Here is a 17,645-nt window from a genome sequence, read left to right as displayed (position 1 = left end):
GTGAAGAGGGCCCCGCACCGTCCGGTGCGGGGCCCTCTTCGACATGGGCGGCCACTCCTCGCGTGGCCACCGGCTGGACGCCGGAAGCCCTGAGAGGCCGTCAGAGCCCCTCCCGCGGCCTTGACGGCGTCACATTCGCTCGGTACTCCAAAGGCAGGGCACGTCCCCCGTGTGGCCCCTGGAGGTGGCGTATGGCGGCGTCGGTCAGGCATGAGACCAGGGCCCTGCTCCGGGCGCATCTGTCGGCCGCGTCGTCGTACCGTCACGTGACGCGCCACTGCCCCATCTGCCACCGCCTGTTGCGGCTCGCGCTGGACTCGCCGACGCCACAGTCTCCTACGACTCGTCAAGAGGGCGTCGGGGACGGGAGCGCGACCACGGCGTGAACCCCGTCGGCTCCAACACCCTTGCCGCACAGACCTCGTGGAGGCCGGACCTCCACTAGCGCACGGGCACCGAACCCAACAACCTCCGCACCGTGTGACGGGTGTCACCCCATGAGTTTTTGAAACGGTGGGGCTTACACCTCCCCTACAACTGGTCAATTTAATATGTGCAATTGCACCACCTCGGCAACACTCGCACAGCCGAACCGACACCGCCCCCCAGACTCCGACAAGCCCGCTCACAGAACCGCCCGCCGGCCGACCGGCCGACCGGCCGGGCACAAAAAATCGCGCTGGACCCGGCGGGGTCCAGCGCGATCAACGACGCACCTCTGTTGGGGCAGGGACGGCGTCGCTTGGAGCTGTGGTTCCAGGCGCCTCGGCAGGTTGGGGGACCTGCCGTTCTGCCCGGTTATTCAGTTGTTCAGGCCTCGCTGCGCTGCTGCGGAATGCCCGCGAGCAGGGCGCGGACCTCGGCTTCGCGGTAGCGGCGATGCCCGCCGAGCGTGCGGATCGACGTGAGCTTGCCGGCCTTCGCCCAGCGCGTGACCGTCTTCGGGTCGACGCGGAACATGGTGGCGACCTCAGCCGGGGTCAGCAGCGGCTCGGCATCAGGGGTGCGAGCGGTCATGAGCGGCCTCCTCGGGAGAACCGAACCTTCTCGGTTCATTCCTCTAAATTCTGCACCTTGACCCGCGTTGCCCGAAATGGCGGACGCGAGTCGAGTCGGTTATAGGACGAACGGCTTGTCCTCGGCACTACAACTACACCATCTGTCCAGCCGCGTCGGCCAAACCGATGGAATTGCCCTCCCAGGTGTTCATCAGCGACGGAAGCCGATGGACCATGCCATAGCGGACAGTCACGCCTCTGTGACGATCAGTCACAGGACGCACAGGGGACACCCGACCTGACATCAGACCCCCCAAAGCGTGCAATGCGGAGATTCCGCCCACAGTGCACCACAGCAGGACGGAAGGAGCCCTCCCCGGGCTCCTTGTCCTATTTTGGCATGAGGAGGGGGAAGCGGCGCAAGAGTGATGTACGTGCGGTCCGTCACGCTTGACGCAAAGGCCCGGATCGGGACCTACGTCCTTTGTCGGCAAAGGATGAGCCCACACCGAACAGGTGTCGGAGCGGAAGACGAAACCCCACATCGAGCGGTACGTCAAACATCAGTTCACCGGCCGGCCCGGACGGTCAGTTCGCGGACCGCCGGTCCCGGACCGCGCGCCAGCGCTCCACCAGCCGCCCGTAGGCCGCCCCCGCGGCGGCCCCGTCGCCGTGCCGCAGGGCGTCGATTCCCTCGGCCACGTCCGCCGCGGAGTGGTCCGCCGCCAACTCGCCCGCCGGCAGGGCGTGCACCAGCCCGCCGTAGTCCAACTCGACCAGGGAGCGCGGGTGGAACTCCTCCAGCCAGCGCCCCACGTCCACCAGCCCGTCGATGAGCGGCCCCTCGTCGACGGCTTCCCGCAGGGCCCGCAGCCCCCGGGCCACCCGACGCCGGGCCTGCACCATCGGGGTGCGGTAGCGCAGCACCGGTGCGGCCGCCGCCGGGCCGTCGCCGCCCTCCTCGTACTCGCGCTCCTCGTCGGAGACCAGCACGAACCAGTTGATCGGCACCTGCCAGGTGGCCGTGCGGATCCACGGCCGGGCGTCCGGGTTGCGCTCCAGCCAGCGCTCGTAGTCCTGCGCGCTCTGGCGGCGCACGACCGGCGGGATCAGCGCGTCCAGGACCGGCTCCGGGAAGTCCTCGGCCAGCTCACCCAGCGCCTGCCAGCCGCGCAGCCGGGTCCGCCAGGGGCAGACGCAGACCACGCCGTCCAGCTCCGCCACGAAGGCGTCGGCGCTCTCGTGCACCGGCACCGCCACGGGCGGGGTGGGCAGCAGGTCGGCCAGGGAGCGGCGCAACTCGTCCTGGCAGGAGGGCCGGTCGGCGCGGCGGGCGTAGCGGGTCCAGTGGGCGCGTTCCTCGTCGGGGAAGGCCGCCAGCGGCTCGTAGACACGCAGGTACGCCGCGTACGGGACGATCACCGAGGACACCTTGGGCACGCCTGCTCCCTCCCCCGCGCACCGACGCGAAAACCTGCGGAAAGCCGTGGAAACGGATCACAAACGCGCGAGAATCTCTGCAAATCGTCGCACGCCCGTACTCCGTGCGGAGGTGATCCTGCGCACTGTGCGGCGGGCCGGCACCGCCAGGCTCTAATCTCGTGCCACAGTCCCCGCCACCCGCACGGGGGCTGCCGCCCATCGCCGCACCTACACAGGAGTCACCACCGTGACCGACGTAACCGGCGCACCTGCTGATGTACTGCACACCCTGTTCCACTCGGACCAGGGGGGTCATGAGCAAGTCGTGCTCTGCCAGGACCGTGCCAGCGGCCTGAAAGCCGTCATCGCCCTCCACTCCACCGCCCTGGGCCCCGCGCTCGGCGGTACCCGCTTCTACCCGTACGCGAGCGAGGCGGAGGCCGTCGCCGACGCGCTCAACCTCGCCCGCGGGATGTCGTACAAGAACGCCATGGCCGGGCTCGGCCACGGCGGCGGCAAGGCCGTGATCATCGGCGACCCCGAGCAGATCAAGAGCGAGGAACTCCTCCTCGCCTACGGCCGGTTCGTCGCCTCGCTCGGCGGCCGCTACGTCACCGCGTGCGACGTCGGCACGTACGTCGCCGACATGGACGTCGTGGCCCGGGAATGCCGCTGGACCACCGGGCGCTCCCCGGAGAACGGCGGCGCGGGCGACTCCTCCGTCCTCACCTCCTACGGCGTCTACCAGGGCATGCGGGCCGCCGCCCAGCACCTGTGGGGCGACCCGACGCTGCGCGACCGCACCGTCGGCATCGCGGGCGTCGGCAAGGTCGGCCACCACCTGGTCGAGCACCTGCTCGCCGAGGGCGCGCACGTGGTCGTGACCGACGTGCGCAAGGACGTCGTACGGGCCCTCACCGAGCGGCACCCGTCGGTGGTCGCCGTCGCCGACACCGACGCGCTGATCCGGGTGGAGAACCTCGACGTCTACGCGCCCTGCGCGCTCGGCGGCGCGCTGAACGACGCCACCGTGCCGGTGCTCACCGCCAAGGTGGTGTGCGGCGCGGCCAACAACCAGCTCGCCCACCCGGGCGTGGAGAAGGACCTCGCCGACCGCGGGATCCTCTACGCGCCGGACTACGTCGTGAACGCGGGCGGTGTGATCCAGGTCGCCGACGAACTGCACGGGTTCGACTTCGACCGGTGCAAGGCGAAGGCGTCGAAGATCTTCGACACCACGCTGGCCATATTCGCACGTGCGAAGGAGGACGGTATTCCGCCGGCCGCCGCGGCCGACCGGATCGCCGAGCAGCGGATGGCGGAGGCGCGCGACCGTCGGTGATCCGGCCATCACGGCGAGGGCCCTGCGGGGCCCTCGCAGGCTTGACGGGTACCCGTCGGGACACAGTTCGAGAGAACTCTCACTTATCCCGGCGGGTCGACCACCGAAACGTGGTTAAAATCGCGGTTGACCAGCGAGGACGGGGCGCCTCGACGGTCCTGGGCAGTGCCACGTGCTGCGGGCGACGTACCGTATGGGCGTGGGCTCAGGTACCGTGGAAGCCCTACGGACCGGTCTCTCCGCGGAGAGCCCGTGCCGGACCATGAACGCGTGTCAAGACTCTGGGGCCGTCGAGCCCCGTCGTTGAGGGGGTCGAGCCATGGGGCGCGGCCGGGCCAAGGCCAAGCAGACGAAGGTCGCCCGCCAGCTGAAGTACAACAGCGGTGGGACTGATCTCTCCCGCCTGGCCGAGGAGCTGGGCGCATCGCCGTCGAACGCACAACCGCCGAACGGCGAGCGATTCGAGGACGATGAGCAGGACGACGACGTGTACGCACGTTACGCCGACCTCTATGAGGACGACGACGAGGACGAGGACGGCCAGTCCCCTTCCCAACAGCGACGCGGCGCTTGACCTTGCACTGAACACCAGCCCGGTCGGTGATGCATGTCACCGACCGGGTTCTGTGCTGCCCACGGCACCCGCGGCACCTCAGGCGGCGTAGTCGCCCACCAGTGCCGCGCCCGTCGGGTGCTCGCCGCGGTCGGTGATCTCGCCGGCCACCCAGGCGTCGACGCCGCGGTCGGTGAGGGTCGCCAGGGCCACGTCCGTCGACTCCTCGGGCACGATCGCGATCATGCCCACGCCCATGTTGAGGGTCTTCTCCAGTTCCAGGCGCTCCACCTTGCCGGTCCGGCCGACGAGGTCGAAGACCGCGCCCGGGGTCCAGGTGGAGCGGTCGACCACGGCGTGCAGGCCGTCGGGGATCACGCGGGCCAGGTTGGCCGCGAGTCCGCCGCCGGTGACGTGGCTGAAGGCGTGGACCTCGGCGGTGCGCATGAGGGCCAGACAGTCCAGGGAGTAGATCTTGGTCGGCTCCAGCAGCTCCTCGCCGAGGGTGCGGCCGAGGCCGTCCAGGTGGGCGTCGAGTGCCAGCCCGGCCTCGTTCAGCAGGACGTGGCGGACCAGCGAGTACCCGTTCGAGTGAAGCCCGGAGGACGCCATGGCGATCACCGCGTCACCCGTACGGATGCGGTCCGGGCCGAGCAGCCGGTCGGCCTCCACGACGCCCGTACCGGCGCCCGCGACGTCGAAGTCGTCCGCGCCCAGCAGGCCGGGGTGTTCGGCCGTCTCGCCGCCGACCAGGGCGCACCCCGCCAGCACGCAGCCCTCGGCGATGCCCTTGACGATGGCGGCGACCCGCTCGGGGTGGACCTTGCCGACACAGATGTAGTCGGTCATGAACAGCGGCTCGGCGCCGCAGACCACGATGTCGTCCATGACCATGGCGACCAGGTCGTGGCCGATGGTGTCGTAGACGCCGAGCTGCCGGGCGATGTCGACCTTGGTGCCGACGCCGTCGGTGGCGGAGGCGAGCAGCGGGCGCTCGTAGTTCTTGAGGGCGGAGGCGTCGAAGAGGCCGGCGAAGCCGCCGAGGCCGCCGAGGACCTCGGGGCGGCGCGTCTTCTTCACCCATTCCTTCATGAGCTCGACGGCGCGGTCGCCCGCCTCGATGTCGACGCCGGCGGCTGCGTAGCTGGCACCAGTTGTGTCAGGCATGACGATGAGAACCTTCGTGTCGTACGGCGGTGGAGCGGGGCGGCGGACGGCTACGGGCGCCGGATGGCGTCGGCGGCGGCCGTACCGGCGGGCCCCGCGGCCAGCTCGGTCTCCAGGAGCTGCTTGCCGAGCAGCTCGGGGTCGGGGAGCTCCATCGGGTACTCGCCGTCGAAGCAGGCACGGCACAGGTTCGGCTTGGCGATGGTGGTCGCCTCGATCATGCCGTCGATGGAGATGTACGCCAGGGAGTCGGCGCCCATCGAGGTGCCGATCTCCTCGACGCTCATGCCGTTGGCGATGAGCTCGGCGCGGGTGGCGAAGTCGATGCCGAAGAAGCAGGGCCACTTCACGGGCGGCGACGAGATCCGGATGTGGACCTCGGCGGCGCCGGCCTCGCGCAGCATGCGGACCAGGGCCCGCTGGGTGTTGCCGCGGACGATGGAGTCGTCGACGACGACCAGCCGCTTGCCCTTGATGACTTCCTTCAGGGGATTCAGCTTCAGGCGGATGCCGAGCTGGCGGATGGTCTGCGAGGGCTGGATGAAGGTGCGGCCCACGTAGGCGTTCTTCACCAGGCCGTTGCCGAAGGGGATGCCCGACGCCTCGGCGTACCCGATCGCCGCGGGGGTGCCGGACTCCGGGGTCGCTATGACGAGGTCGGCCTCCGCGGGGGCCTCCTTCGCGAGCCTGCGGCCCATCTCGACGCGCGAGAGGTAGACGTTGCGGCCGGCGATGTCGGTGTCCGGGCGGGCCAGGTACACGTACTCGAAGACACAGCCCTTGGGCTTCGCTTCTGCGAATCGCGACGTTCGCAGGCCGTTCTCGTCGATGGCGACGAACTCGCCCGGCTCGATCTCCCGGACGAAGCTGGCGCCGCAGATGTCGAGGGCTGCGGACTCCGAGGCGACCACCCAGCCGCGCTCGAGGCGGCCCAGGACCAGCGGGCGGATGCCCTGCGGGTCGCGGGCGGCGTAGAGGGTGTGCTCGTCCATGAAGACCAGGGAGAAGGCGCCGCGCACCTGGGGCAGCACCTTGCCGGCCGCCTCCTCGACGGTCAGCGGCTTGCCGTCGTCGTCGACCTGGCCCGCGAGCAGCGCGGTGACCAGGTCCGTGTCGTTGGTCGCCGCGACGCGGGTGGAGCGGCCGTCCTGCTTGGGCAGGTCGGCGACCATCCCGGCGAGCTGGGCGGTGTTGACGAGGTTGCCGTTGTGCCCGAGCGCGATGGAGCCCTGCGCGGTGGCACGGAACGTCGGCTGGGCGTTCTCCCACACGGAGGCGCCGGTGGTCGAGTAGCGGGCGTGACCGACCGCGATGTGACCCTGGAGCGAACCGAGCGAGGTCTCGTCGAAGACCTGGGACACCAGGCCCATGTCCTTGAAGACGAGGATCTGGGAGCCGTTGCTGACCGCGATTCCCGCGGATTCCTGGCCCCGATGCTGGAGGGCGTACAGCCCGAAGTACGTGAGCTTTGCGACCTCTTCGCCCGGGGCCCAGACTCCGAAGACGCCGCAAGCGTCCTGGGGGCCCTTCTCGCCGGGAAGCAGATCGTGATTGAGTCGACCGTCACCACGTGGCACGCCACCGAGTGTAGGCGAGGTCGACCACTGGTCCGAATTGGGGACAAGGGGTCAGCAGGTGATCACCGTTCGGCGTTGATCCGGTTCATGGTGCCGTTGTCCCTGGTCAGAGCGCGGGTTTCATGATCCCAGCGGCGCTGGGGCGGGGCCGTCGGACAGGCCCGGCAGCCGCTTCCCGGCGTCCATGAGTGAGCCTTCGCACATCATTCGGGTCGGGGACCGGACCCCGTGGGTGACGCGCCCGTCGCCGGCGGCGGTGTCCGCCTCGCTCAGCGGAGCAGCGGCAGCAGTGATCCGAGGTCGGCCCGCTCCCCGCTCGCGCTCACCCGGGCCCCGGCCAGGGCGTCCTGCCAGGCCAGCCGTCCGGTGGCCAGCCGGATCCAGGTCAGCGGGTCGGTCTCGACGACGTTGGGCGGGGTGCCCCGGGTGTGCCGGGGACCCTCCACGCACTGCACGACGGCGTACGGCGGGATCCGCACCTCCGTCGCACCGCCGGGCGCCTTCACGGCGAGGGCGTCGGCCAGCAGCCGGGTCGCGGCGGCCAGGGCCTGCCGGTCGAAGGGGACGTCGAGGCCGGGGACCGCGGCGTTCAGGTCGTCGGTGTGGACGACCAGCTCGACGGTGCGGGTGACGACGTAGTCGGCCAGCGGCAGGGCACCCGCGCCGGTCGGGACCGGCCTGGTCCCGGGGTGGGCGTCGAGCCGCCCGGTGAAGCGCCGCTCGGCCTCGGCGAGACGGGCGTCCGGGTCGGGGTGCTCGGCGGCGAGCCGGCGGGCGGTGGCGGCGATGGCGTCCGCGTCGGCGGCGATGGCGGACGGCCAGTCGGCCAGCCGCCCGTCCTGCCGCGCCGGCTCGGGTTCGTCCAGCAGCCGGTCCACGGTGGTCAGCACCGCGCCCACGTGCGCCACCAGTTCCCGCACGGTCCACTCCCCGAGCCGGGTCGGCAGGGCGAGCTGCTCGGGGGTGAGGGTGCGCACGGCCGCCCGTACGTGCCCGAACTGGGCGAGGACGGCGGCGCGGGTGCGGGCGGGGTCGTAGGCGCGGGGGCGCTTTCTGGCCGGGGGCATGCGGTGAGCCTATGCGGGCGAGGTGGCCGGTGCGGGCGTCTCGAAGATCTCACCGTTGCGCGGGACACCGATGCCGCGCCAGGTGAAGGGGACGCCCCGGGCGGTGTCCGGGTCGGGGCCGTCCATCAGTTGGAAGTGGACGTGCGGCTCGGTGGAGTTGCCGGAGTTCCCGCACCGGGCGACCACCTGTCCGGCGCGGACGCGCTCGCCCTCGCGGACGGTGGAGGAACCCCGCTGGACGTGGGCGTACAGGGCGTGGGTGCCGTCGTCGAGCTCCAGCACCAGGTGGTTGCCGACGATGTGCCGGACGCCGGCCATCTCCCGCACCGAGCCCTCGACGGCCATCAGGTACAGCAGCGCGGGCAGCGAGGTCCGGCTCAGGTGGTCGCGCCGGCCGTCGTCGGCCCGTACGACCGTGCCGTCGGCCACCGCGAGGAGCGGGGCGCCGAACGCCGGGAAGGCGCGGGGGCGCCGGGCGAGCGGCCACAGGAGGCGGAAGCCGGGTCGGGCGCCGGGTTCCGGCTCGGCGACGAGGTCGATGGCGAAGGTCTGGCCGTAGGCGTGGACACCGTGGCTCGGGGTGCGGTCGGCGGGGCTGTTCAGCGCGGACCAGCGGCCGGTGACGGGCGGGGCGACCTCGACGGGCGCGGGGGCCCTGCCGGGGGCGTCCGGGGCGCCGCCGTTCCACCGGTTGACCACGGTGATCAGGACGTGGGCGAGGACCAGCGGCAGGAAGACGCACCACCAGGGGAGCGCCGGGTCGAGGAGGACGGCGACGACCACCAGGGCGACGAAGGCGAGTTGCAGCCCCCGGAAGGTCATCATGGCGAGCTTGCGTGCGGACATCGTTCCCCCTTGCTCGTGACGGACCCGAAGGTCCCGGCGGTCCCCGGCCGGTCCCGGTCGGTCCCGGCGGTCCCCGGTCAGTTCCGCGCGGTCGACAGTGCCACGCGCCGTGCTGCCACTCGTACCGCTCCCCGGTCGGCAGCCGCACCGCGCCGGTGAACAGGACGCCTCCGGTCGCCGCCCCCATCCCGGTGAGCTGCTCCTTCAATCCGGCCAGGGCCCAGAAGTCGCCCTCCTGGGACCCGGGGGCGGGCCGGCCGGCGGCCTCCAGGGCGGCCAGGCGCCGTTCGAGGTCGGCCACGCGCTGTTCCAGGTGCTCCACACCTCTGAGATTACGTAAGTTCGTAATTCCCTGCAAGCGCGTTCCGCCGGACATGCGAAAGGGCCGTCCGGAACGCTCCGGACGGCCCCTCCACGTACGTCGTACCGCTGCTACCCGAGCAGCCCCGGGATCGTCCCCTCGTGGGCCTCGCGCAGCTCCGTCAGGGGGAGGGTGAACTCGCCCTGGACCTCGACCGCGTCGCCGTCGACCACGCCGATGCGGGTGACGGGCAGGCCGCGGGCGCCGCACATGTCGTTGAAGCGGACCTCCTCCGAGCGCGGGACGGCGACGACCGCGCGGCCCGCCGACTCCGAGAACAGGAAGGTGAACGCGTCGAGCCCGTCCGGTACGACCAGACGCGCGCCCCGGCCGCCCAGCAGCGCCGACTCGACGACCGCCTGGACCAGACCGCCGTCGGACAGGTCGTGCGCGGAGTCGATCATGCCGTCGCGGGAGGCGGAGATCAGGATCTCGCCGAGCAGGCGCTCGCGCTCCAGGTCCACCTTCGGGGGCAGGCCGCCGAGGTGGTCGTGGATCACCTGGGACCAGGCCGAGCCGCCGAACTCCTCACGCGTGTCGCCCAGCAGGTACAGGAGCTGGCCGTCCTCCTGGAAGGCGACCGGCGTGCGCCGGGCCACGTCGTCGATGACGCCGAGGACCGCGACCACCGGGGTGGGGTGGATGGCGGCCTCGCCGGTCTGGTTGTAGAGCGAGACGTTGCCGCCGGTCACCGGGGTGCCGAGCTGCAGGCAGCCGTCGGCCAGGCCGCGCACGGCCTCCGCGAACTGCCACATGACCGCCGGGTCCTCCGGCGAGCCGAAGTTCAGGCAGTCGGAGACCGCGAGGGGCTTCGCGCCGGTCGTGGCCACGTTGCGGTAGGCCTCCGCCAGCGCGAGCTGCGCGCCCGTGTACGGGTCGAGCTTGGCGTAGCGGCCGTTGCCGTCGGTGGCGATGGCGACGCCGAGGCCGGACTCCTCGTCCACGCGGATCATGCCCGAGTCCTCGGGCTGGGCGAGGACGGTGTTGCCCTGCACGAAGTGGTCGTACTGCTGGGTGATCCACTGCTTGGACGCCTGGTTGGGCGAGCCGACCAGCTTGAGGACCTGGTCCTTCAGCTCGTCGCCCGTCGCGGGCCGGGGCAGCTTGTTCGCGTCGTCGGCCTGGAGGGCGTCCTGCCAGTCCGGGCGGGCGTAGGGGCGCTCGTAGACCGGGCCGTCGTGGGCGACGGTGCGCGGGTCGACGTCGACGATCTTGCCGCCGTGCCAGAAGATCTCCAGGCGGTCGCCGTCGGTGACCTCACCGATCACCGTGGCGATGACGTCCCACTTGTCGCAGATCTCCAGGAAGCGGTCGACCTTGTCCGGCTCCACGACCGCGCACATGCGCTCCTGCGACTCGCTCATGAGGATCTCCTCGGGCGAGAGCGTCGAGTCGCGCAGCGGGACGTCGTCCAGGGTGACGCGCATGCCGCCGGAGCCGTTCGACGCCAGTTCGCTGGTCGCGCAGGACAGGCCCGCCGCTCCCAGGTCCTGGATGCCGACGACCAGCTTCTCGGCGAAGGCCTCCAGGGTGCACTCGATGAGGAGCTTCTCCTGGAAGGGGTCGCCGACCTGGACGGCGGGGCGCTTGGAGGGCTTCGCGTCGTCGAAGGTCTCGGAGGCCAGGATCGACGCGCCGCCGATGCCGTCGCCGCCGGTGCGGGCGCCGTACAGGATGACCTTGTTGCCCGCGCCGGACGCCTTGGCGAGGTGGATGTCCTCGTGCCGCATGACGCCGATGGCGCCGGCGTTGACCAGCGGGTTGCCCTGGTAGCAGGCGTCGAAGACGACCTCGCCGCCGATGTTGGGCAGGCCCAGGCAGTTGCCGTAGCCGCCGATGCCGGCGACGACGCCGGGCAGGACGCGCTTGGTGTCGGGGTGGTCGGCGGCGCCGAAGCGCAGGGGGTCGACCACGGCCACCGGGCGGGCGCCCATCGCGATGATGTCGCGCACGATGCCACCGACGCCCGTGGCCGCGCCCTGGTAGGGCTCCACGTAGGACGGGTGGTTGTGCGACTCGACCTTGAAGGTGACCGCGTAGCCCTGGCCGACGTCGACGACACCGGCGTTCTCGCCGATGCCGACGAGCATGGCGTCGGACTGCGGGGCCTTCTCGCCGAACTGGCGCAGGTGCACCTTGCTGCTCTTGTACGAGCAGTGCTCGGACCACATCACGGAGTACATGGCCAGCTCCGCGCCGGTGGGGCGGCGGCCGAGGATCTCCACGACCCTCTCGTACTCGTCCTTCTTCAGGCCCAGCTCGGCCCAGGGCAGCTCGACGTCGGGGGTCGCGGCCGCGTGCTCGACCGTGTCCAGAGGCGTCCGGCTCATGCGTTGACCAGCTTCTTGAGGATCGAGGTGAAGAACGGCAGACCGTCGGTACGGCCCGTACCGATCAGCGGCTCGACGGCGTGCTCGGGGTGCGGCATGAGGCCGACGACATTCCCGGCGGCGTTGGTGATGCCGGCGATGTCGTTGAGCGAGCCGTTGGGGTTCATGTCGAGGTAGCGGAAGGCCACCCGCCCCTCGGCCTCCAGCTCGTCCAGCGTGCGCCGGTCGGCGACGTAGCGGCCGTCCATGTTCTTCAGCGGGATGTGGATCTCCTGGCCGGCGGTGTAGTCGCCGGTCCAGGCGGTGTCCGCGTTCTCCACCCGCAGCTTCTGGTCGCGGCAGATGAAGTGCAGGTGGTCGTTGCCCAGCATGCCGCCCGGCAGCAGGTGGGCCTCCGTGAGGATCTGGAAGCCGTTGCAGATGCCCAGCACCGGCAGACCGGCCTTCGCCTGGTCGATGACGGTGTCCATCACGGGCGAGAAGCGGGCGATGGCGCCGGCGCGCAGATAATCGCCGTACGAGAAACCGCCGCACAGCACCACGGCGTCGACCTGCTTGAGGTCCTTGTCCTTGTGCCAGAGAGCGACGGGTTCGGCGCCGGCGACGCGGATCGCGCGCTGCGTGTCCCGGTCGTCGAGACTGCCGGGGAAAGTGACGACGCCAATACGAGCGGTCACTTCGCGGCCCCCGCGACTACGTCCTCGGACTCGACCTTGACGGTGAAGTCCTCGATCACGGTGTTGGCGAGGAAGGATTCCGCAAGATCATGGATGCGGGCGAGGGCGGCGTCGTCGACCGGCCCGTCCACTTCCAGTTCGAATCGCTTTCCCTGACGGACGTCCGAGATCCCCTCGAAACCCAGCCGCGGCAGTGCGCGCTGCACCGCCTGGCCCTGGGGGTCGAGGATCTCCGGCTTGAGCATGACGTCGACTACGACGCGTGCCACTGGCACTCCCGGTGTGTGGTGCTGAGCAGGTTCCTTCAGACTACCCGCACAAAATTTCTACGCGCGTAGCCTTGGAGGAATCTACGTGAGCCCAGTCACGATTCGGCATCGGGAGGGGGTGGCCGAGAAAAGCTTCGGGAAAGATCCGGATCCGGAGCGGGGTACCCATTGTGCGGCGGACACGCGGGAAGATTTAGTCGGTCTTCCCATTGCAATGCCGGGCACGGTACAAATGAAATGTCATTAGCCGATACTTTGCCCAATTACAGGCGAACAGTCGGCATCATCGCGGCGTCTTGGCACGTTCGGGCACGTCATCGCGGAGATGCCGCACGAAGGGACCGATATTCGTGGCGCAGCGTGTCGTGGTCACTCTCTTTGACGACATCGACGGCTCGGAAGCGGCGGAGACGATCGCCTTCGGAGTCGACGGCCGGACGTACGAGATCGACCTGAACGAAGCCAATGCCCGGAAACTGCGCAAGGCGCTGGAGCCGTACGTCTCGGCCGGCCGCAAGCGCTCCCGGTCCGGCAGGACCTACCGGCAGACGGAGGTCGCCCCCGATCCGGCGGCGGTCCGCGCCTGGGCCCAGGCGCACCGGATGGACGTGCCGGCGCGGGGCCGGATCCCGAAGAGGGTGTACGAGGCCTTCGCCGAGGCGCAGTGAGCCCGCGGCCGGCACCGGGCGCGCCGGCCGGGCCGCCCGGCGCGGGTGGCCGACGGGCGCTCAGCGGCCCCTCGCGGCAACCGACTTGCGCGGCACCCCGGGTGATCAGCTAAAGTCTGGAGCACGCCGAGGGGCGAGGCCGAAAGGCCCAGCTCACGGAACACGCGGGTGTAGTTCAGTAGTAGAACATCCCCCTTCCAGGGGGAAGGCGCAGTGTGCAATTCCTGTCACCCGCTCTGCACAGCCGTACCGATGACCCGTTTGGATCAGGTAGGCTGGTGCTCGCACCGATCAGTGAAAGCTGGTCGGGAGCACATGCGGACGTAGCTCAGTTGGTAGAGCGCAACCTTGCCAAGGTTGAGGTCGCGAGTTCGAGCCTCGTCGTCCGCTCGGGAATCAGACCCCGGTCCTCCTGGACCGGGGTCTTTTCGTGCGCCGGTTGGGGTGGGTCCGCACCCCGGCCCTCTGACATTTGTCATGCCCGGTGATGACGGCCCGCACTGTCCTACCCACCCGGGCGCCGGAATGCTTGAGCCATGCAAACCAACGGACACGAACACGTGATTGAGGTCACCGACCTGCGGCGTGTGTACGGGGGCGGGTTCGAGGCCGTGCGCGGGGTCGACTTCTCCGTGCGCCGCGGCGAGGTTTTCGCCCTGCTCGGCACCAACGGCGCCGGCAAGACCTCGACGGTCGAGTTGCTGGAGGGTCTGGCCGCCCCGGCCGGCGGGCGGGTGCGCGTCCTCGGGCACGACCCGTACACCGAGCGGGCCGCCGTGCGCCCCCGCACCGGGGTCATGCTCCAGGAGGGCGGCTTCCCCTCCGAGCTGACCGTCGCCGAGACGGCGCGGATGTGGGCGGGGTGCGTGAGCGGCGCCCGGCCGCCGGCCGAGGTGCTGGCGCTGGTCGGCCTCGATGCGAAGGCCGGCACCCGCGTGAAGCAGTTGTCCGGGGGCCAGCGGCGCCGCCTGGACCTGGCACTCGCCCTGCTCGGCGACCCGGAGGTGCTCTTCCTCGACGAGCCCACTACCGGACTGGACGCCGAAGGCCGCCGGGACACCTGGGAGTTGGTGAGCACGCTCCGCGACGGCGGTACGACCGTGCTGCTGACCACGCACTACCTGGAGGAGGCCGAGAACCTCGCCGACCGGCTCGCGATCATGCACGAGGGCCGGATCGCCACCACCGGCACTCCCGCCGAGGTGACCGCCGCGCAGCCCTCCCGCATCTCCTTCGAACTGCCCGACGGCTACTTCGTGGGCGACCTGCCGCCGCTGGGCGAACTGGGCGTCAGCGACCACGAGTCCGAGGGGCGCACGGTCAGGCTGCGCACCCGGGAGCTCCAGCGCGCCGCCACCGGCCTGCTGGTGTGGGCCGGACAGGCCGGGGTGGAGCTGCGCCGCCTGGACGTGCGCTCGGCGTCCCTGGAGGAGGCCTTCCTCAGCATCGCCAAGAAGGTGTCCGAGCAGACGCCCGCCCCCGACCCGAACGGCACGGGCGGGACGAAGCAGAGGAAACAGAAGAAGCAGAGGAAGCAGGAGTACGCGGCATGAGCGCCACGGACACACCGGCCCGCGCCGAGCACGCCGCCGGGACCTCGACCACCACACCGATGAGCCGCATGACCGCGCTGGCCCGCGCCGAGCTGATCCTGCTCGGGCGGAACAAGGGCACCGTCTTCGCCGCGCTCTTCATCCCGTTCGTGATGCCGTTCAGCGTGCGGGCGGGGGCCGAGGAGATGGACCTCGGCAAGGCCGGGCTGACCATCGGCACGCTCGTGCTGCCCGCCGCGATCGGCTTCTCCCTGCTGTTCGCCGTCTACTCCGCCCTGGTCGGCGTCTTCGTCGTCCGGCGCGAGGAACTCGTCCTCAAGCGGCTGCGCACCGGCGAGCTGCGGGACGTGGAGATCCTCGGCGGGTCCGCCCTGCCGGCCCTCCTCAGCGGGCTCGTGCAGTCGCTGCTGCTCGCGGCCGGCTGCGTCGCGCTGCTCGACCTGCCGTCGCCGTCGGCCCCGCACCTGGCCGTCGCCGGTCTGCTGCTGGGCCTGGTGATGTGCGCCGCGCTCGCGGCCGCCACCGCGGGCCTCACCAAGACCGGCGAGAGCGCGCAGGTCACGCCGCTGCCGTTCACCTTCCTCTCGATGCTCGGTTCGGGCCTGTTCCTCCCGCTCGACCTGCTTCCCGACCGGCTGGCCTCCGTGTGCGAGCTGCTGCCGCTGACCCCCGTCATCACCCTGGTGCGCGGCGGCTGGACCGGCGGCCTGTCGACGGCCGAGACGCTGGGCGCCCTGGTGACGGCGGTGGCCTGGACCGTGCTCGCGGTGTTTGCTGTACGACGGTGGTTCCGGTGGGAGCCGCGGCACTGACGTACGGGGCGCGGGGACGTGCGCCGGGCGTACGGCGTGCGGCGTACGAGGCGATCGGGAATGGCGGACGGATGCGCAGGCCGGGCGGATGGTGGCGGCTCAAGAGCACGCCGGAGAAGGTGGAGACGTACACGCGGTGGTCGTTCCACTTCTTCGGGGTCATCGAGGTGTTCGCGCTGGGGGTGACGGCCTACGGCCGGACCGGCGCCGGACTCGCCACCGTGCTGTGCCTGCTGGTCGGCGTGCACGCCGCCGTCTGCATGCTGGTCTCGTCCCGGGCGCTGGACTGGACCCTCGGCCGGCGCCCGCAGCCGGTGCGGCTGATGTGGGCGCTCGTCGCCGTCAGCGCCGCGGTCGCGGTCACCGCGGTCGGGATCGCCCAGCGCGGACCGGCCGGCGAGGTGGAGACCGCGGCGGGCTCGGTGTACGGCGGCGTCCTGTGCTTCGCGGCCGGGATCATGACGCTCGGGGTGAACGGCCGGCGGCGCCGGGCCGCGGTCGTCGGTGGCTTCGCGGTGGGCGCGGGACTGCTGACGTTCCCGCTGGGGATGCCCGTCCTCGCCTCGGTCGTGCTGGCCGGGCTCGCGCTGGTGACCGGGGGGTTCCTCGCCGTCACCTCGATCTTCTCCCTCTGGCTGCTCCACGCGGTCTACGCGCTCGACGACGCCAAGGAGACCCGGACCAGGCTCGCCGTGGCCGAGGAGCGGCTGCGGTTCGGGCGCGACCTGCACGACGTGATGGGGCGGAACCTGGCGGTGATCGCCCTTAAGAGCGAACTGGCCGTCCAACTGTCCCGGCGCGGCCGTCCCGAGGCGGTGGAGCAGATGATCGAGGTGCAGCGCATCGCCCAGGATTCGCAGCGCGAGGTCCGGGACGTCGTGCGCGGCTACCGGGAGGCAGCCCTGGAGGTGGAACTGGCCGGTGCCCGCGGCGTGCTGTCGGCGGCCGGCATCGAGGCGAAGGTCACCGGGGAGACGAGCGGCCTGCCCGCGGAGGTGCAGTCGGCGCTCGGCTGGGTGGTACGGGAGGCGACCACGAACGTGCTGCGGCACGGGGACGCGAAGAAGGTCGCGGTGACGGTGCGGACGTCGGAGGGGCGGGTAGTGCTGACGGTGGAGAACGACGGGGCGGCGGTGCCGGGGGCGGACGGCGGCCCGGCCGGCTCCGGCAGTGGGGCCGGTGTCGCTGGTGGGGCCGGTGCGGCCGGTGGGGTCGGCTCGGGTGGCGGCTCCGGGCTCGCGGGGCTGCGGGAGCGGCTCTCCGCGGTGGACGGCACGCTGCGGGCGGGCCCCGCCGGCAAGGGCGTGTTCCGGCTGACGGCCGAGGTGCCGCTGCCCGCCCCCGCTTCCGGGGCCGCACTGGAGGTGGTGTCGTGACCGTGCGTGTCCTGCTCGCCGACGACGAGCACCTCATCCGCGGGGCGCTGGCCGCCCTGCTGGCCCTGGAGGACGACCTGCTCGTCGTCGCCGAGGCGGCCACCGGCCCGGAGGCACTGGCGATGGCGCGGGCGCACGCCCCGGACGTCGCCGTACTGGACCTCCAGATGCCCGGCGCCGACGGTGTGAAGGTCGCCACATCGCTGCGGGCCGAGCTGCCCTCCTGCAAGGTGCTGATCGTGACCAGCCACGGGCGCCCCGGACACCTGAAGCGGGCGCTCGCGGCGGGGGTGCGGGGATTCGTCCCCAAGACGGTCAGCGCCCAGCGGCTCGCGGAACTGATCCGCACGGTGCACGCCGGAAACCGCTACGTCGACCCCGAGTTGGCCGCCGACGCGATCTCCGCCGGGGACTCGCCGCTGACCGCGCGCGAGGCCGAGGTGCTGGAGCACGCCGCCGACGGGGCGCCCGTGGCGGAGATCGCCGAGCGCGCCGCACTCGCCGAGGGGACCGTGCGGAACTACCTGTCGTCCGCCGCGAGCAAGCTCGGGGCGGAGAACCGGCACGCGGCGGTGCGTCTCGCACGGGAGCGGGGTTGGGTATAGTGGCTCTCGCGCCACGGGGAAA

The 17,645-nt window shown here is 71.3% G+C and carries 17 protein-coding genes, 2 tRNA genes and 1 pseudogene; 10 read left to right on the top strand and 10 right to left on the bottom strand.

Going from position 1 to position 17,645, the window contains the following annotated elements; translation table 11 throughout:
- Nucleotides 1-191 precede the first annotated feature (191 nt).
- Nucleotides 192-386 (top strand): DUF6274 family protein, encoded by a 195-nt coding sequence (locus tag IG88_RS44725; protein WP_031049903.1) that lies wholly within the window; start codon nucleotides 192-194, stop codon nucleotides 384-386.
- A 424-nt stretch (nucleotides 387-810) separates the two neighbouring features.
- On the opposite strand, the gene bldC is transcribed toward IG88_RS44725, so the two are convergent.
- Together bldC and IG88_RS0134625 are read right to left on the bottom strand one after the other, a co-directional pair.
- Entirely contained in the window at nucleotides 811-1,017 is a 207-nt protein-coding gene (gene bldC, locus IG88_RS0134630; RefSeq protein WP_003949541.1) for a developmental transcriptional regulator BldC, read from the bottom strand.
- Between the two features lie 569 nt (nucleotides 1,018-1,586).
- Nucleotides 1,587-2,438 (bottom strand): hypothetical protein, encoded by an 852-nt coding sequence (locus IG88_RS0134625; protein ID WP_031049900.1) that lies wholly within the window; start codon nucleotides 2,436-2,438, stop codon nucleotides 1,587-1,589.
- 229 nt (nucleotides 2,439-2,667) lie between these two features.
- Between IG88_RS0134625 and IG88_RS0134620 the strand changes: the two genes are divergently transcribed.
- The gene (locus tag IG88_RS0134620; RefSeq protein WP_031049897.1) at nucleotides 2,668-3,762 is read left to right on the top strand and encodes a Leu/Phe/Val dehydrogenase; all 1,095 of its coding nucleotides are present in this window, start codon (nucleotides 2,668-2,670) and stop codon (nucleotides 3,760-3,762) included.
- Nucleotides 3,763-4,081: 319 nt separating this feature from the next.
- Nucleotides 4,082-4,336, top strand: coding sequence for a DUF3073 domain-containing protein (locus IG88_RS0134615; protein ID WP_030404878.1), 255 nt, complete (start codon nucleotides 4,082-4,084; stop codon nucleotides 4,334-4,336).
- Nucleotides 4,337-4,414: 78 nt separating this feature from the next.
- On the opposite strand, the gene purM is transcribed toward IG88_RS0134615, so the two are convergent.
- From purM to purS, 8 genes and pseudogenes are all read right to left on the bottom strand, one after another.
- Complete coding sequence (purM, locus tag IG88_RS0134610; RefSeq protein WP_031049894.1) at nucleotides 4,415-5,482, bottom strand: phosphoribosylformylglycinamidine cyclo-ligase; 1,068 nt, start codon at nucleotides 5,480-5,482, stop codon at nucleotides 4,415-4,417.
- Between the two features lie 50 nt (nucleotides 5,483-5,532).
- Nucleotides 5,533-7,059, bottom strand: a complete 1,527-nt coding sequence (gene purF / locus IG88_RS0134605) for an amidophosphoribosyltransferase (protein ID WP_031049891.1) — start codon at nucleotides 7,057-7,059, stop codon at nucleotides 5,533-5,535.
- Between the two features lie 269 nt (nucleotides 7,060-7,328).
- Nucleotides 7,329-8,126: a maleylpyruvate isomerase family mycothiol-dependent enzyme gene (locus tag IG88_RS0134600; protein WP_031049889.1), complete on the bottom strand. Its 798-nt coding sequence runs from the start codon at nucleotides 8,124-8,126 to the stop codon at nucleotides 7,329-7,331.
- Between the two features lie 9 nt (nucleotides 8,127-8,135).
- Nucleotides 8,136-8,972 carry a M23 family metallopeptidase gene (locus IG88_RS0134595; protein WP_031049887.1) on the bottom strand — a complete coding sequence of 279 codons (837 nt, stop codon included), beginning with the start codon at nucleotides 8,970-8,972 and terminating at the stop codon, nucleotides 8,136-8,138.
- Between the two features lie 103 nt (nucleotides 8,973-9,075).
- Nucleotides 9,076-9,273 (bottom strand): annotated as a pseudogene (locus IG88_RS44720) (ArsR family transcriptional regulator); the annotation flags it as partial.
- A 131-nt stretch (nucleotides 9,274-9,404) separates the two neighbouring features.
- Entirely contained in the window at nucleotides 9,405-11,663 is a 2,259-nt protein-coding gene (gene purL / locus IG88_RS39455; RefSeq protein ID WP_037837336.1) for a phosphoribosylformylglycinamidine synthase subunit PurL, read from the bottom strand.
- The gene (purQ, locus tag IG88_RS0134585) at nucleotides 11,660-12,340 is read right to left on the bottom strand and encodes a phosphoribosylformylglycinamidine synthase subunit PurQ (RefSeq protein WP_031049884.1); all 681 of its coding nucleotides are present in this window, start codon (nucleotides 12,338-12,340) and stop codon (nucleotides 11,660-11,662) included. The genes purL and purQ overlap by 4 nt, the downstream gene beginning before the upstream one ends.
- Entirely contained in the window at nucleotides 12,337-12,609 is a 273-nt protein-coding gene (purS, locus tag IG88_RS0134580; RefSeq protein ID WP_003974895.1) for a phosphoribosylformylglycinamidine synthase subunit PurS, read from the bottom strand. The genes purQ and purS overlap by 4 nt, the downstream gene beginning before the upstream one ends.
- A gap of 350 nt (nucleotides 12,610-12,959) precedes the next feature.
- Between purS and IG88_RS0134575 the strand changes: the two genes are divergently transcribed.
- The 7 genes from IG88_RS0134575 (at nucleotide 12,960) to IG88_RS0134545 (ending at nucleotide 17,623) form a co-directional block, all read left to right on the top strand.
- Nucleotides 12,960-13,277: a histone-like nucleoid-structuring protein Lsr2 gene (locus tag IG88_RS0134575; protein WP_031049881.1), complete on the top strand. Its 318-nt coding sequence runs from the start codon at nucleotides 12,960-12,962 to the stop codon at nucleotides 13,275-13,277.
- A 164-nt stretch (nucleotides 13,278-13,441) separates the two neighbouring features.
- Nucleotides 13,442-13,513 (top strand) — tRNA-Gly (locus tag IG88_RS0134570).
- 81 nt (nucleotides 13,514-13,594) lie between these two features.
- Nucleotides 13,595-13,667: transfer RNA gene (locus tag IG88_RS0134565), tRNA-Gly, on the top strand.
- A gap of 146 nt (nucleotides 13,668-13,813) precedes the next feature.
- The gene (locus tag IG88_RS0134560; protein WP_031049878.1) at nucleotides 13,814-14,830 is read left to right on the top strand and encodes an ABC transporter ATP-binding protein; all 1,017 of its coding nucleotides are present in this window, start codon (nucleotides 13,814-13,816) and stop codon (nucleotides 14,828-14,830) included.
- Nucleotides 14,827-15,642 (top strand): ABC transporter permease, encoded by an 816-nt coding sequence (locus IG88_RS0134555; RefSeq protein WP_031049875.1) that lies wholly within the window; start codon nucleotides 14,827-14,829, stop codon nucleotides 15,640-15,642. The genes IG88_RS0134560 and IG88_RS0134555 overlap by 4 nt, the downstream gene beginning before the upstream one ends.
- Before the next feature lie 71 nt (nucleotides 15,643-15,713).
- Complete coding sequence (locus IG88_RS0134550; RefSeq protein WP_031049870.1) at nucleotides 15,714-17,018, top strand: sensor histidine kinase; 1,305 nt, start codon at nucleotides 15,714-15,716, stop codon at nucleotides 17,016-17,018.
- The gene (locus IG88_RS0134545; protein WP_031049867.1) at nucleotides 17,015-17,623 is read left to right on the top strand and encodes a response regulator transcription factor; all 609 of its coding nucleotides are present in this window, start codon (nucleotides 17,015-17,017) and stop codon (nucleotides 17,621-17,623) included. Before IG88_RS0134550 ends, IG88_RS0134545 begins: the two co-directional genes overlap by 4 nt.
- Nucleotides 17,624-17,645: the final 22 nt, after the last annotated feature.

The organism is Streptomyces sp. NRRL F-5650 (genome assembly GCF_000721365.1).
GTDB classification, from domain to species: domain Bacteria; phylum Actinomycetota; class Actinomycetes; order Streptomycetales; family Streptomycetaceae; genus Streptomyces; species Streptomyces ardesiacus.
Note: the sequence above shows the minus strand (reverse complement) of the source record. Positions and strands in the feature narration are given on the sequence as shown.